Raw genomic sequence first — 15165 nt, forward strand, 5'->3', positions numbered from 1 at the left:
TATGGGAAAACGCATATCTAGCTATATCATAGCTTTTTTGGTAATCATAACTTTAAATTTCATGGTGCCCCGGATGCTTCCCGGTGATCCCTTAAGTGCCATATATGGAAATGAAGTGCTGATAAAATTACCCAGCCAGACCATGGAATATATTCAAAGTTCTTACGGATTGGAGGGGCCTTTATGGAAACAGTATTTAAATTACCTGTATTCAATGTTTTCAGGAAGGCTGGGATATTCCTATTTTCATCAGGCCAGGGTAGAAACCGTGCTTTCCGCTTATCTGCCCTACAGCCTTATACTTATGGGCTTGGCTGTATTCATCTCCCACCTATTGGGATTTATAGCAGGAATAGAATCAGGATGGAGGAGGGGAAGGCCTGCAGACCGGGTACTTCTGGGTTCCATTATATTTTCTTCCAGTTTTCCCAGTTTTTTTATAGGGGTATTATTATTAATACTTCTGGGCTCCATGTGGAACCTGCTGCCTTTCCAGGGAGCCAGTACTGCTTATGCTAACCTGAAAGGGCTTAGCCTTTCACTGGATTATCTAGCACACATGATTTTACCACTATTAAGCTTGGTAGTAGTATTTTTGCCGTCAGTATATTTACTTACCCGCAACTCTTTGATTTCTAATATGTCGGAGCCCTATATACTGCTGGCCCGGGCCAAAGGACTTAGCGAAACCAGGATAAGATATGTTCATGCTGGAAAGAATTCATTGATTCCGGTAGCTACCCAGGCAGGAATAAATGTTGGTACCCGGCTGGTAACCGGAGCCCTGTTTATAGAAATAATATTTTCCTATCCGGGCATGGGAACCCTCATCTATAATTCCATATTAAACCGGGATTATCCGCTTCTGCAGGGAAGCCTATTGGCGTTAACCCTATTGGTTTTAGTCATTAACTTTATTGCGGATATCCTTTACAAAAAATTAGACCCCAGGATAGATTATGCATATCAGCATTAGGCAAAACTTAAAACGGGATGTTAAGGCACAGGCGGGCCTGGGCTTGATTCTGCTGCTTTTTCTAGGGGCAATACTAGTACCCCTCCTAATTCAGGACCCTGACGCATTCAGTACCCACATATTTGCCCCGCCCAGTGCGCAGCACTGGCTGGGTACCAATGACCTGGGGCAGGATATATTTTCCCGGCTGGGCTACGGCCTGAGGACTTCCATGCTGATATCACTTAGTGCTGGCATGCTGGCTACCAGCATTAGTGTGATAGTAGGCATGTGGTCAGGCTTTGCCGGAGGATGGACAGACATGGTGATTATGAGAATAATAGATGCATTATTGATACTGCCATCCATAATAATTATCATCCTTATTTCTGCTTTTATACGGCCAAATATGGGCAGCCTGATAGTAATTATATCGCTGTTTCACTGGGCAGGTGGAGCCCGGATTATAAGGGGGCAGACTTTGGTATTAAAACATAAGACCCATATCAGTTGTGCCAAAACCTTTGGTGCCGGCAAGTGGTATACCCTAACCAGGCACATAATCCCTGATCTAGGGAATATCATTACGGCTTCCTTTTTGCATAATGCCCGCTCTGCCGTATTTTTAGAGGCAGGCATGGCTTTTATAGGAATTTCAAGCCTATCTTCGGTAAGCCTGGGAACCATGATGCATAATGCTTTTAAGTTTTACTATCTGCCGGTATGGTTGTGGTGGCTGCTTCCCCCCGGCATAATGCTTTCCCTAATTTTGCTTTCTTTTACCTTTTTGGGTAATTTAATGGAAAAAGTAATAGATCCGAGGCTAAAGGATGCTTGAAGTAAAAGATTTATATGCAGGATATGGGCCTAAAACCATACTTAAAGATATAAGTTTTACTGCTGCCCCCGGTGAGATAGTAGCCATTGTAGGGGAGTCGGGGACAGGGAAGACCACCCTGGCCATGAGCATTATGGGAATGCTTGGCCAGCAGTCTAAAGATGGAAGAACAAAAGGGGGAATTTACTTTAACGGAATAAATCTTTGCGGCGCAGATAAACAGCAATGGGCAAGTATCAGGTGGAAAAAAATATCTATGGTATTTCAAAATGTGGAAAATATCCTTAATCCTACCTTGACCATATACCATCAGCTTATAGAAATAGCAAATAGCAGCCAAGATGTTTCAGAGATGTTAAATGAGGTAGGTTTTCCAGCCGGTAGGCATAATGCCTACCCCCATCAGCTAAGCATGGGAGAAAAACAAAAAGCATTGGTGGCCATGGCCTATGTTTGCCGTCCAGAGCTGGTTCTATTAGATGAACCTACTTCTTCATTGGACCAGAAGTCAAAACAGGATCTGATAGAAACCATTAAAAAGATAAGCGGCCAAAAAACGGTAATTCTGGTTACCCATGATTTGGAAACAGCCCAAAAACTTTCCCACAGGGCATTGGTCCTGTACGGGGGGAGCATAGTCGAGCTGGGACCCACGGAAATGATTTTTTCCCAGCCCCGGCATCCCTATACCCGGGGCCTTATAAGGTCTTATCCTTCGCTGGACCGTACCAAGGACCTGCAGGGAATAAGGGGTAAGGCAGAGTTTGTACGCTCTGGCTGCCCCTTCTGGCCCCGGTGTACCCAGCGAATAGATGTATGCAGGCTGCAGAAGCCTGAACTTAAAGCCTATAGTACCAGGAGCCTGGCCTGCCACCGTAAAGGCATAATAGCTTTACTAAAAGCCAGGGGAATAGAAAAGGCCTATGGGAAAGACCCCATTTTAGAAGAAGTGGACCTTGATATATATGAAGGGGAAACAGTTACACTATTAGGACAGAGCGGCTCTGGAAAGACCACCCTGGCCAAAATTATTATGGGCTTAATTTACTCAGATCGGGGAGAGATATTTCTGGAAAATGAACCGGTGCATAAATGGGACCTTGATTTTTATGGCCGGGTACAGATGATTTTCCAGGATATACGCTCCGCTATTTCCCATCGACTGAAAGTGCTGGAAGCAGTTTCAGAGCCTCTAGTAATACAGAAATGGGGAAACTTAAAGCAGAGAACAGATAAAGTAAGGCAGGTATTAGAGGAAGTAGAACTTCCCTCTACCCGGGAATTTTTAGAAACTTACCCCCACCATTTAAGTGGAGGAGAGCTGCAGAGGGTAGCCATTGCCAGGGCCCTGGTTATTTCTCCAAAACTTATTATTGCTGATGAACCTACTTCCAGCCTGGACGCCAGCATTCAGGCCAAGGTGCTTAAGCTGCTGAACCAAATCCAGGAGCAAAGGGGGCTGGGAATGCTGTTTATAACCCATGACCTGGGTGTAGCCCGCAAGGTTAGCGATCGCATAGTGTTACTAGAACATGGTAAAATAAAGTCAGAATAAATTATGAAAAAATACACTATAAGTCCCATAGGCATAGTACATTCTCCCTACCAGACTAGGGAACAAGCTCCCCGGCAGGCTGCTTACTCCAAGGGAGCTAAAGGGATTATTGAAGTTTATGAAAAATATCTTCCAGGGTTGGAAGGCCTAGAAAATTATGAGCATATCATAGTGCTCTTTTATTTTAACCAAAACCTTGGTTATAACCTCACCGCCCTTCCGCCGGGCCAGGATAAACCCAGAGGGGTATTTGCTACCAGGTCTCCCCGGAGGCCTAATTTTGTAGGCATGTCGGTAGTAAAATTGGAAAAAATTGAAGGCAACAACCTTTATATAACCAGCCTGGATATGCTGGACGGTACCCCGGTAATAGATATAAAGCCTTATGTGGCTGATTTGGACAGTAAGCCTGGATTGAAGAAATAAAAAAAGTGCAGGATTTCTCCTGCACTTTTTTATGGTTATATTTTGAAACTATTCGGCTTCTGACATTTTGTGGTATTTTTCGTACTTTTCTTTGGCATCTTCTTCCGCTTTGGCAAATAGTTCATCCGCTATTTCGGGGAAAGTCTTGGTGAGTGATGCGTATCTTACTTCTCCCATCAAGAAATCCCTAAAGGATGCAGAAGGCTCTTTGGAATCCAGCACGAAGGGGTTCTTGCCTTCCTCTTTTAATACAGGATTGTACCTGTACAGGTGCCAGTAACCGGCCTCCACTGCTTCTTTTTCCCTGCCCTGGGTATGAGACATACCTGCTTTCAATCCGTGGTTAATACAGGGAGCATAAGCAATGATAATAGAAGGCCCCTTATATGCTTCTGCTTCACGCAGGGCTTTAAGGGTCTGGTTTTTGTTAGCTCCCATAGCTATCTGGGCTACATATACATAACCATAGGTAGTGGCCATAAGTCCCAGGTCCTTTTTCTTGACCTTTTTACCTGAAGCGGCAAATTTAGCCACTGCACCCAGAGGGGTAGATTTAGAGGATTGACCTCCGGTATTGGAGTAAACCTCAGTATCGTAAACAAATACATTAACATCTTCTCCGGAAGCAAGTACGTGGTCTAGGCCGCCGTATCCAATATCATAAGCCCAGCCATCCCCACCGAAAATCCAGACTGACTTTTTGATGAAGTAGTCCTTTAATTCCAGCATCTGCTTCCTTAGGTCTTCAGCTTTAGAATCGGACTGTTTCTGGGTCAAGAGCTCTACCATCCGGGGATAGACCTCTTTGGTGATATCCCCATCATCTACGTTTTCAATCCACTGGTTTAGGACTTCTTTAAGCTTGGAATCTAAATTTAGTTTAACCAGCTCACTGGCTAAATCTAATATCTTGGCCCTTACCTGTTTGTTACCCAAAGCCATTCCGTATCCATATTCCGCATTATCCTCAAACAAGGAGTTAGCCCACGCAGGACCTCTGCCCAGATGATTTACAGTGTAAGGAGTGGATGGAGCGGATCCTCCCCAGATAGAGGAGCAACCGGTAGCATTGGCTACCATCATCCGGTCTCCAAACAGCTGGGTTATTAGCCGGGCATATGAGGTTTCTCCACAACCGGCACAGGAGCCGGAGAATTCAAACAATGGCTGTTTGAACTGGCATCCTTTCAGGTTGCTGGCATCAATACCCTCTTTTGGGGATAGGCTTAATGCATATTCCCAGTTCTTTACTTCGGATAGCTGGCTTTCCAAAGGCTTAAGTTCAAGGGCCTTCTCCTTAGCCGGGCATACTTCTACGCAGTTTCCACAGCCGGTGCAATCCAAAGGACTTATCTGAATCTTAAACTTATAGTCCTTGATATCCTTGCCTTTTCCATCCAGCATTTCAAAGCCTTCTGGAGCCTTCTTAGCCTCTTCTTCTGTAATTAGGAACGGCCTGATTACAGCATGGGGGCAAACATAGGCGCATTGATTACACTGTATGCAGTTTTCTTTAATCCAATGCGGTACCTCTACTGCTATACCTCTCTTCTCGTAGGCAGCAGTTCCTGCCGGGAAGGTACCATCTTCCCTGCCTTCAAACTTGCTTACTGGAATGTCGTCACCTTCCTGCCTGTTCATAGGTATAAGTATCTCTCTTATGAATTGGGGCACCTCAGCAGCAGCTGTTTCTGTAGTTTGCTTGGCCTGTTTCCAGGCTTCCGGCACCTCTACCTTGACCAGCTTTTCTATTCCCTGATCCACTGCCTGATAGTTCATTTCCACAATGTTTTTCCCTTTTCGGCCATAAGTTTTTTCTATGGCTTCTTTCAGCAGTTTTACTGCCTTATCCAGCTCTATAACCTTGGCAATTTTAAAGAATGCTGCCTGCATTACCATGTTAATCCTGTTGCCCAGGCCTATATCCCTGGCAATATCGGTAGCATTAATGGTATAGAAATCAATATTGTGCTCTGCTAAATATTTCTTCATATCTGCTGGCAGTTTTTCTTCCAGTTCTTCCATATCCCACTGGCAGTTTAATACAAACTTGCCGCTGTCTTTTAAGCCTTTTAGCAAATTATATTGTTCTACATAAGCTTGGTTATGGCAGGCAATATAGTCAGCGTTTTCAATAAGATAGGTGGATTTAATAGGGTGTTTTCCAAACCTTAAATGAGAGATGGTAAGTCCCCCTGATTTTTTAGAGTCATACTGGAAGTATCCCTGTGCAAACAGGTCAGTGTTGTCACCAATAATCTTGATGGCGTTCTTGTTAGCTCCCACTGTTCCGTCTGAGCCCAAACCCCAGAACTTGCACATTATAGTGCCTTCTGGCTCAGTAACAATTTTATCTTCTATAGGCAGTGAGGTGTGGGTAAGGTCATCGTTTATGCCTATGGTAAATCCATCTTTAGGCTCATCCTTTTTAAGGTTGTCAAAGACAGCCTTAATCTGGGAAGGAGTAGTATCCTTGGAGCCCAAACCGTATCTGCCGCCCACAATCAGCGGTCTCTTATCCATATTATAGAACAGGGTTTTTACATCTTCATAAAGTGGTTCACCTAAAGAGCCGGGCTCTTTAGTCCGGTCTAAAGTAGCAATTTTTTCTACTGTTTCCGGTAAAGCCTCCATGAAGTGTTTAGCGGAGAAAGGCCGGTAGAGATGTACTTTTATAACCCCGTATTTCTCACCGTTACGGTTTAGGTAATCCACTGTTTCTTCTATAGCTTCAGTTATTGAGCCCATGGCAATTATTATGTTTTTAGCGTCAGGAGCTCCAAAATAGTTGAAAGGCCTGTATTCCCTACCAGTCAGTTTACTAATTTTAGCCATATAATCTGCGGTTATATCTGGAACTTTTTCATAAAACCTGTTGGATGATTCCCGGGCTTGGAAAAAGATGTCGGGATTTTGGGCAGTACCCCTGGTAACTGGATGCATGGGATTAAGGGCCCTGTCCCTGAAGTCCTTTATAGCCTGCATATCTACCAGTTCTTTTAAGTCTTCATAGTCCCAAACCTCGATTTTCTGTACTTCGCTGGAAGTTCTAAATCCATCAAAAAAGTGAAGGAAGGGGACCCTGGACTTAATGGCAGCCAAATGGGCTACAGCGGCCAGGTCCATTACTTCCTGCACGCCTCCGGAAGCCAGTAGGGCAAAACCAGTCTGCCTGGCAGCCATAACATCTGAATGGTCCCCGAATATGGACAGTGCATGAGCGGCTACAGCCCTGGCACTTACATGAAATACTCCCGGCAGCAGTTCTCCTGATATCTTGTACATATTAGGTATCATCAGTAATAAACCCTGGGAGGCGGTAAAGGTGGAAGTCAAAGCCCCTCCCTGGAGTGAGCCGTGTACTGATCCTGATGCACCGCCTTCTGATTGGAGCTCTACCACGCTTACCTGCTGTCCAAAAATATTCTTACGCCCATAGGCAGACCATTCATCTATAAATTCTGCCATTGTTGAGGATGGAGTTATGGGGTATATTGCCGCCACGTCTGTGTAGGCGTAGGCCACATGAGCGGCTGCGGTGTTACCATCCATGGTTTTCATTTTTTTCATAATGCTTCTACTCCTTTAATTACCTTGTATAGTTTTTAATTATTGGTTCCTTATTCATAAGTATATCCACATACTGGGCCCTCTGATACACAAAGGGATCCGAAACTTTATCCTTTGACAGTTTACCCCTAAAATCATCTAATGTCTTGTATTTTTTGCTGTCCATCCAGTCAGACAGCTGTTTTTTTATCTGACCTATAAAACTGATTTTATTCTTATATAAAGCGCTTACACATTGTACGGTCTGGGCTCCTGCCAGTATCATCTTGGCTGCATCTTCTCCGGTAAATACCCCGGTACTGCTGCAGATATCTGCTTTTATATTATTATACAAGAGGCCGGCAAACCTTAAAGGCAGGCGGTAATCCCCGGAACTGCTTAAGTTAAAAGGCCGGGTATGTTCCTCTTTTTTAATATCTATATCAGGCTGGAACAGGCGGTTAAACAGCACGAAAGCATCAGCTCCCAAACTGTCCATGGTTTTTATTACATTAAGGGGATTAGTGTAAAAAAAGCTAAGTTTTACCGCTACCGGTATGGATACTGCTTTTTTAACATTTTCAACTATGTTGTAGTGGTCTTTCTTAATAGCGGTTCCTTCTACCTGTATATCATAAGGAAGCGAGTACAGGTTTATTTCCAGGGCATCTACCCCGGTTTGCTCCATCTTTTTGGCGTATTCTACCCATACCTCCTGGTGTACACAGTTTAAACTGCCTATGAGAGGGACAGATATTTCTTTTCTTATCTTTTCCAGTTGATACAGGTGTGCCTGGGGGCCTGCATGATGTATGTCAGGAAAGACGTCTATCATCTCTGCGTGCCGTTCATCGTATTCCTCTGCTTCATCGGTAAGCTGCAGGTCTTCCAGCTGTACCTGTTCTTCAAACAGGGACCGGTAGACGATAGCCCCAGCGCCGGCCTCCTCCATCTTTTTAATATTATCCATTTTTTTCATGAGGTTGTTGGCGCCTACCAGAATAGGGTTGTCCAGTTTAATTCCCATATAGGTTGTATTTAGTTTTGACATGGTAAAACCTCCTTAAATTATTAAGCAACCTACCCTATTTTAGCACTAAAAAAACACTTAGCCACCAGGCTAAAATTATCCTGCCTATACCACAAATCTCATTATTCTACCATACTTTTCTCTTGGCGATAAGGTCAAATCCGGCAGTTACCAGTGGTATTGCTGTGTACCAGAAACCATGGTTTAAAAAATAGGGGACAAACTCCAGCTGGGTGTATTTGACCAGCCAGTCTAACACCAGGCATATGGCCAACCACAGGATTCCTACCAGAAGGCCTTCTCCGGCAAAACCCTTGAACATATTCTTAAAATAAATTATGCCGAAAAATACAACTGCTATTATCAAGGAAAGGAAGATCAGGTATTCATAAGGTCCTACCTTGCCTTGTTTTAAAGGTTCTGCCAGCAAAAATGTAGCAAACGGTATCGCCCAGATTAAGGCTCCAAACAAGAGGATGGTAAAAAATTTTCTCATGTATATGTAAAGATATTAGGTATTATTTTAATATATTAAATAACATATGCCTTTTAAAATCAACTTTGCCCATAAGGCTTGGGAAGGGAGTCAGCCTGGCAGGGTTGAAAAATCTATGTTATTGCTTATCATAGGTTAATAATTATTAACAGGTAAGGAGGATGGTATTGGAAACCTTTAACCTGGTAGGGAGCATCATGGCTTTTTTAGCCCCGGCAGCTTTTGTAATGGCTTTGGGAGCTCTCTCTTATGTGGGAAAATTAAAAAAAGAAGTTGACCAGGCTAAAGCAGAGCTAAACAGGTTGGCTGATAAGTTGGACCAAGATTAGCTAGCTGGTTATTATCCAGCCGGATTGCTTATTATATTCAGCAGAACTTAAAGGAGTGTTTTTAAAGTGAAGATTAAATATGGAATTGGCTGCCTGGCAGCTATGCTGCTGGTTATAGCAATAATTGCAGGCTGCAGCAGGCCAGGGGAGAGGGCAGGGGATAACCTGGCCCAGGAACTTATAGATCAGGGAGTAAATATTATAAGTACGGCGGTAATGGAAAGGGATGGACAGAAGATCCTGGCCATTACCGGTTTTGGCATGGACCAGACTGCCATAAACAAGATAAGAGAGGCATCTGGAGATGATTTGCTGTTAGAGATACAGGAAGCAGAAGAGGTGTTTTTTATTGAGGGCATTATAGGTAAAATAGAAACCGGCAATGATGGCCAGGTAATACTGTGGGTAGAAGAGGGCTCAGGCCAGTCGCAAGCAGAAAGCGCTTATGTATCTGTTGTAGGCTATACCCGCATACTTTTTAAAAAAGATAGTATTAATTTAGCGTATCAGGCCAATGCATTAAAAGAAGGGCAGAGGATACGGGTATTAAATGCAGGGGTGGTACTAACTTCGCTACCTCCTCAAATCAGCGCCAGCACCATTATTATCTTGGATGATTAAGGCAGCACCTTGGTTAAATATTATTTATGGTATTTCTATTTCACGGGGATCATCTGGGGCAGGTTTTACCATCCAGTCTTGGGGATCCATGGTAAAATCAGAGGATATGTCTCCAATAGGCATCTTATAGTATTTACCGTGGGCAGTGGCTGCAATGGTTCCATCTTCCAGCAGTATTTCTCCCGTACCTTCAAAAAACCGCCTGTTTTCTTTAGTAAGCCTGCTTACTGCTTTTAGGGGCTGGCCTAAGGGTATTGGTTTTTTTAGGCGGATACTAAAGTCTACTGTAACTCCCCACAGCTGCTCATCTTTTCCCATATTTATATTGCGTCCTATAGCTTCATCTAAAATAGCTGCCGCTAAGCCTCCATGCAGCCTTCCCGGGTAGCCCTGATGGGTTTGATTGGGGGTAAATATGGCTATCAGTTCTTTTTGGTCTGTCTCGTAAAAGGATGCTTTTAGGCCCAGCTTATTTTTTAGGCCGCATACAAAGCACATTCTGGAGTTTTCCTGTTTGGCTGTTACCTTGTAATTTTGTCTATGTTCCATATGTTTGGTTTGGTTGACTTTTTTAGAGATTATAATGGGTGGGATGTTATAAATCCAGTGGGGGAACAATTATTGGTAATATTTAGCTGGCAATCTACTTCTTCTTTTTGCTCTTATCTATCTTTACTCCCAACAGTTTTTCCAGCTCAGGTAATTTTTGTTCGTCTCTTAAAATAAAGGGGCATTTATGTTCTTGGGCCAGTGAAGGATCTTCGGCTACTGCTCTGGCATAGTCTTCACAGCCTATAAAGCCGCAGGCGCCGCAATCTCTCTTAGGCATTATTTGCAGTATCTGCTCTACTTTTTCAGGCTTCTTTTTTTCTTTGGGAAGTATGATGCTTACCAGTATTATAAGGATGGCTAAAAATAGGGCTATAGCCACCGATACCAGTATTACTATTAACATATTTGACATTATTAATTCCTTTAATTTTAGTTTTCTAAATATTAGCTTATTTTTGGTTTGTAGACAAATGTAGAGAGCACAAACATAAATGAAAAACTAATAAGTTAATAAAAAGGCTATTGACCTATTAACACATAATTATGGTTATGCCTACTTGGCTAAAAAAATAGGGATATATTGCAAAATGTATATTAATGACCTAATAGCCTGCTCATAGCCAAAATTGTCTTTCTGTATAGGGAATTATATGGCAGTTTCTTTAAGAATAATCTAAAATTTTTTCAATAAAGCGCTTTCTGGCATAAAAAGCTCTGCTTCTCGAACCATGTCCTGCACCTTTTGTTCTAGCTTGTATCCATTTACCATCTTTACCAGTGAGAGATTCAAAACCATCCATTACTAATTTGTTTCTGATATACTCATAATCTGATTCAATTTCATCTATTAATTCACGATCTTTCTCTAAATCAATGATATCTACTTTAAGAAGTTTTGATTTTGGAATATTTTTACCTTCCCATGATACTGCACAAAAGATTATAGTCTTTAATTTCTGCCAGCAATGACTTTTATAAAAGGATGTGTCTCTTAATTCATTTTTGTTTATCATGGTAATTGCCATGGTTTCTTTTGGAACTAATTTGCCTTTTACATAATAAAAGGCAACAGATTTCAATTCAAAGTTTTCTCCATTGGAGGCCTTACTGCAATTGTTATTCAGTCCTGCAAGTCTTTCCAAAACTAAGCCTTTCCAGCCTTTATTCTGCTTACCATTTTTAAACACAACAATTTCCAATTTTTTGGCAAAATTAAAAAGATCTACATTTAAATATTTTTTAAGATTATTGAACGCTTCTTCTCTGGTAATTATATTCATAAGATATTAAAAATTTAAACTTATATATTATTATTCTAAATAAATATTTTAATTTTGACAAATTAATACATTGTAATAATAATAAAACAAACAATAAAAAAATTTAAAAAAAACATATTAATAGATATTATGGCAGAAGGCGGGCTATTCATAACCTTATATGACAACGATTCTTTAGAGTTGTATTTACAGAAAAATTTATATTCGTTTCTAATGAAACCTCAATTTGGGATCCCCTCAGCCCATAGCAGACATTTTCATGCTTTGGCAGACTATTCATGTATAAGAGAAGGTACGCATATTTTTTTCTTTTCCAAAAGGCGGATAATTTATGGCGGTCAGGCTATAGGCCACCAAAGTCTCGGGTCATTTTATTTAAATGGCACTCATAGCCCTTTGGGCAGAGAGGCTAAGGCAGAACTTTTTTGGGATGAATCTTCACGTTATGAGCCCACTTCTCATAAAGGAATTTTTTTAGTAGAAGAAATAGAAAAATGTCAGCCCTATGTTCTCATTTTTAAGGATTATTTAGAGCTTAAAAGAAAGATGATATGTACCGATGAACTATATTTTATAATAGGTAAACTTGGTTTTCCTTTACCTTCAAATTCAATACAAAATATGGGTTTCTGTACGATGACACCCGGTGAAACTGTAGTTCTAATGAATTTATTAAGGCAAAGTAAAGAAATATTTATTTCAAATAAGGATTTTAGTGGAATTACAATAGGCGAAAATAAAACATTATTTAATAAAAATTTAGGAATAAAAGATTTGGCATATGACTACAAAAAGGGCAGTATATTAAATGAAGCACATTTGGAAGCAAGCCTATTAGCGAATCCTGGATTATTTAAAAATGAATTATTAAGGCCGGAAAAAAAGGATGTGATTTGTAGGCAAGTCCCTATTTCTCCATTTAAATCCTACCAAATGGATAGATCAGATATATGTTATTACAGGCATGATAACCCTATTAAGGAGGGTACTCTTCCTAATATAATAATTGAATTAAAAAATAAAATAGCTGGAATAGATTCAATTATACAAACTCAAAAATACTTAAGATGGATAAAACAAATTTTAGACAACTCTTTTGTCAAAATAGACATAAAAGCATTTATTTTCGCACCTTCTTTTTCCTTAACAAGCGTTAAAAGAGCTACAAGTGAATTTAAAGATAGAATCTATCTAGTTTCTTTTTCTGGAGATATTTTATCTTTGGATGATTTAATATAGTTTGTACTAAATTTTATATTGCTTAAATTCTCTAAGAGGTCTGGTTTTCTAAAAATAAATAAATGTTCATGCATTATTAATAAAAAATTATATTTTTCAGTTTGTTTTTGCCAATAAGGAGTGGTTTTACAGTTATGTTGTATTTTTATAACATCTTCTTTTAAAGCAAAACCAGCATCTAAAAAATTTTCCATTATGTAAAAGGATAAAGGAATATAATGTTTCCTTTTTCTAAGATCTCCAATAAGAATAGCACAGTAATGATTTGGTTTTAGGACTCTATATAAATGGTTTATACCTTTGCGAAAAATTCTACAAAATTTTTCTATGCTAGAAATATTAGAAAGGTCGCCGGTAATTTCGCCATTGGAATACCTAATTATATTAGCATAAGGCGGATGGGTAATAATCAGGTCAATAGAATTATCTTGTATTTCTTTAAGGTTGGTTAAATCCCCTACCTTTATTGAATAATATGGTTCATCTAGTGCTCCAGGGAGAGTAAAATCCATAGCTTTATTGGCCAACTTTACAAACTTAGGGTTAATATCAAAACCAATAAAATTTCTTCCAGTAAGCCTGCATTCAATACCAGTGGTGCCTCCCCCTACTGTAGGATCAAGAACTATATCACTGGTATTAGAATATCTCTCTATCACATTTCTTGGTATTTGGGGAGCAAAATTACCTCTAAAATTAGAGGTATGAGTAGCCCATTTCCCTCTATCAGGAAAAGACCAAACTGAAGTAATCTCTTTTTTCAGGTTTAATTGCATCTAGGAATAATTTCTGATTATTAATTCCTTTATTTCGCCTCTTTTTGTCCCTATGCAGTTAATGCTTCTCTTTGCCAATACTCTCTCTATATTATAATGGCTATAAAGTTTATCAAAAAAATCATCTTCTGGGTTTTCATTTTTAGGATCTGAGTTACTCAGCATTAGTAGTGCATCCCTTTGATCCATTTTTTTATAAAGGTGGGCTAACCTTATCTGGTCTTCTTCGGAAAAAGATTCTTTGCTATAGCTTGTAAAATTTGATGAACCATTTAGAGGTCTGTAAGGGGGATCTAAATAAATAAAACTTCCCTTTCTGATATATTTTTCTAAGTTTTCAAAATCTGAACATATAATTTCAGTATCCTTCAGGGCTTCTTGTACTTCCAAAATATTAGCTTTATTACAAATATTAGGGTTTTTATAAGACCCATAAGGTACGTTAAAGCCACCCTTTCTATTTTGTCTAAACAGGCCGTTATAACAGGTTTTATTTAGAAAAATCAGATAGGCAGTTCTAATTATCCAATTAAAATTAAAACTATCATAATTAAAACCCGGTTGCTGCATGTTATATCTGGCTCTAATCTTATAAAAGAATTCCTTCCTTTGATTGGTGGTACCTTTTAAATAGGATTTTTCTAGCATAGCAAGCTTTTCTATAAGTTGGTGAGGGTAGTCTCTAACAGTTTTGTAAGCTAGAACTAATTCTTGATTTATATCCATAAGCACTGCTTGGTTGATTATATAATTATTTTTTAAGTAAAAGAAGAAAGCTCCTCCGCCTATGAAAGGCTCAATGTAGTAATCTATTTTTCCCAGCTCAATAATTTTCAATGGTAAACGCTTAGCCAGCTCAGGTATAAGCTGATTCTTGCCGCCTGCCCATTTTAGGAAAGGTTTTGCTTTTTTCTCTTCAAGTAATTTTAATTTACTCATGAATTAATTAGGTCATCCACTTTTACACCTAGCGCATTAGCTATTTTTACTAATGTCTTTATCGTTGGATTCTTATTGTTACCAGTTTCTATCTTTACCAAAGTGGTAAGAGTTATATCTGCTTTTTTGGTTAACTTATCTTGGGATAAACCTTTTTTAGTGCGATAATTTTTTATATTGCTACCCAGGGTGTTAATTTGTTTAACTTTCATTATATTGCAATAATAATAATTATTTCATTTAATAGTAATTTAAATTGTTATTTATATCAAGTAAAGTTTTCATATGATATTCTATCACTATAAACAAAATAAATAAATAGGTATTGATGTAAAAATTTAAATATTCATTAGCACATATTATAAAAACAAGAATTCTGAAGTTTCTGTTTGTCCATATTCTTTTGCCTAATTTTATGCTATATTATCCTTAGCTTATTTTACAATTTAATAACATTCTGCTTTTCAAGGGAATCCAGTTAGAATCTGGAACGGTCCCGCCACTGTATTTGGGTGAGTATTCTTCAATAAGCCACTGGCAATAGCTGGGAAGGCGAAGGGTAAAGTCCCATAAGTCAGGA

Annotated in this window: 16 protein-coding genes and 1 riboswitch; of the genes, 7 read left to right on the forward strand and 9 right to left on the reverse strand. The window is 39.7% G+C overall.

Features of this window, described 5'->3' with window-relative positions; translation table 11 throughout:
* Window position 1: 1 nt before the first annotated feature.
* The 4 genes from PHN32_01450 to tsaA are packed head-to-tail and all read left to right on the forward strand — an operon-like array spanning window position 2 to window position 3774.
* Window positions 2–976 (forward strand): ABC transporter permease, encoded by a 975-nt coding sequence (locus PHN32_01450; protein MDD3776262.1) that lies wholly within the window; start codon window positions 2–4, stop codon window positions 974–976.
* The gene (locus tag PHN32_01455; GenBank protein ID MDD3776263.1) at window positions 960–1793 is read left to right on the forward strand and encodes an ABC transporter permease; all 834 of its coding nucleotides are present in this window, start codon (window positions 960–962) and stop codon (window positions 1791–1793) included. Before PHN32_01450 ends, PHN32_01455 begins: the two co-directional genes overlap by 17 nt.
* Window positions 1786–3348: an ABC transporter ATP-binding protein gene (locus tag PHN32_01460; GenBank protein MDD3776264.1), complete on the forward strand. Its 1563-nt coding sequence runs from the start codon at window positions 1786–1788 to the stop codon at window positions 3346–3348. Before PHN32_01455 ends, PHN32_01460 begins: the two co-directional genes overlap by 8 nt.
* 3 nt (window positions 3349–3351) lie before the next feature.
* Complete coding sequence (gene tsaA, locus PHN32_01465) at window positions 3352–3774, forward strand: tRNA (N6-threonylcarbamoyladenosine(37)-N6)-methyltransferase TrmO (protein MDD3776265.1); 423 nt, start codon at window positions 3352–3354, stop codon at window positions 3772–3774.
* Window positions 3775–3822: 48 nt separating this feature from the next.
* Here tsaA and nifJ read toward each other — a convergent pair whose 3' ends face one another.
* The 3 genes from nifJ to PHN32_01480 form a co-directional block, all read right to left on the reverse strand.
* The gene (gene nifJ / locus PHN32_01470; GenBank protein MDD3776266.1) at window positions 3823–7347 is read right to left on the reverse strand and encodes a pyruvate:ferredoxin (flavodoxin) oxidoreductase; all 3525 of its coding nucleotides are present in this window, start codon (window positions 7345–7347) and stop codon (window positions 3823–3825) included.
* 16 nt (window positions 7348–7363) lie between these two features.
* Entirely contained in the window at window positions 7364–8374 is a 1011-nt protein-coding gene (locus PHN32_01475) for a dihydroorotate dehydrogenase-like protein (GenBank protein MDD3776267.1), read from the reverse strand.
* A 106-nt stretch (window positions 8375–8480) separates the two neighbouring features.
* Window positions 8481–8849 (reverse strand): hypothetical protein, encoded by a 369-nt coding sequence (locus tag PHN32_01480; protein ID MDD3776268.1) that lies wholly within the window; start codon window positions 8847–8849, stop codon window positions 8481–8483.
* Window positions 8850–9010: 161 nt separating this feature from the next.
* Here PHN32_01480 and PHN32_01485 point away from each other — a divergent pair, with 161 nt between their 5' ends.
* Entirely contained in the window at window positions 9011–9178 is a 168-nt protein-coding gene (locus PHN32_01485; protein ID MDD3776269.1) for a hypothetical protein, read from the forward strand.
* A gap of 66 nt (window positions 9179–9244) precedes the next feature.
* Window positions 9245–9799, forward strand: coding sequence for a hypothetical protein (locus PHN32_01490; GenBank protein MDD3776270.1), 555 nt, complete (start codon window positions 9245–9247; stop codon window positions 9797–9799).
* A gap of 24 nt (window positions 9800–9823) precedes the next feature.
* Here PHN32_01490 and PHN32_01495 read toward each other — a convergent pair whose 3' ends face one another.
* From PHN32_01495 to PHN32_01505, 3 genes are all read right to left on the reverse strand, one after another.
* Window positions 9824–10348, reverse strand: a complete 525-nt coding sequence (locus tag PHN32_01495) for a PaaI family thioesterase (GenBank protein ID MDD3776271.1) — start codon at window positions 10346–10348, stop codon at window positions 9824–9826.
* A 94-nt stretch (window positions 10349–10442) separates the two neighbouring features.
* A complete protein-coding gene (locus tag PHN32_01500) occupies window positions 10443–10763 on the reverse strand; it encodes a (Fe-S)-binding protein (GenBank protein MDD3776272.1) in 321 nt (106 codons plus the stop codon).
* Window positions 10764–11013: 250 nt separating this feature from the next.
* The gene (locus PHN32_01505; GenBank protein MDD3776273.1) at window positions 11014–11538 is read right to left on the reverse strand and encodes a MutH/Sau3AI family endonuclease; all 525 of its coding nucleotides are present in this window, start codon (window positions 11536–11538) and stop codon (window positions 11014–11016) included.
* A gap of 222 nt (window positions 11539–11760) precedes the next feature.
* Here PHN32_01505 and PHN32_01510 point away from each other — a divergent pair, with 222 nt between their 5' ends.
* The gene (locus PHN32_01510; GenBank protein MDD3776274.1) at window positions 11761–12870 is read left to right on the forward strand and encodes a hypothetical protein; all 1110 of its coding nucleotides are present in this window, start codon (window positions 11761–11763) and stop codon (window positions 12868–12870) included.
* Here PHN32_01510 and PHN32_01515 read toward each other — a convergent pair.
* Genes PHN32_01515 through PHN32_01525 form a run of 3 tightly spaced genes read right to left on the reverse strand, consistent with a single transcriptional unit; the run spans window position 12819 to window position 14797 of the window.
* Window positions 12819–13646: a DNA methyltransferase gene (locus tag PHN32_01515; protein ID MDD3776275.1), complete on the reverse strand. Its 828-nt coding sequence runs from the start codon at window positions 13644–13646 to the stop codon at window positions 12819–12821. The two genes, PHN32_01510 and PHN32_01515, sit on opposite strands and share 52 nt — an antisense overlap.
* Window positions 13647–14585, reverse strand: coding sequence for a DNA adenine methylase (locus PHN32_01520; protein ID MDD3776276.1), 939 nt, complete (start codon window positions 14583–14585; stop codon window positions 13647–13649). It abuts the gene before it with no gap.
* Window positions 14582–14797 (reverse strand): helix-turn-helix transcriptional regulator, encoded by a 216-nt coding sequence (locus PHN32_01525; GenBank protein MDD3776277.1) that lies wholly within the window; start codon window positions 14795–14797, stop codon window positions 14582–14584. Before PHN32_01525 ends, PHN32_01520 begins: the two co-directional genes overlap by 4 nt.
* Window positions 14798–14994: 197 nt before the next feature.
* Window positions 14995–15165, forward strand: a riboswitch (cobalamin riboswitch). This riboswitch is flagged as partial in the annotation.

The sequence above is a fragment of the Actinomycetota bacterium genome (genome assembly GCA_028698215.1).
Lineage (GTDB): Bacteria > Actinomycetota > Humimicrobiia > Humimicrobiales > Humimicrobiaceae > Halolacustris.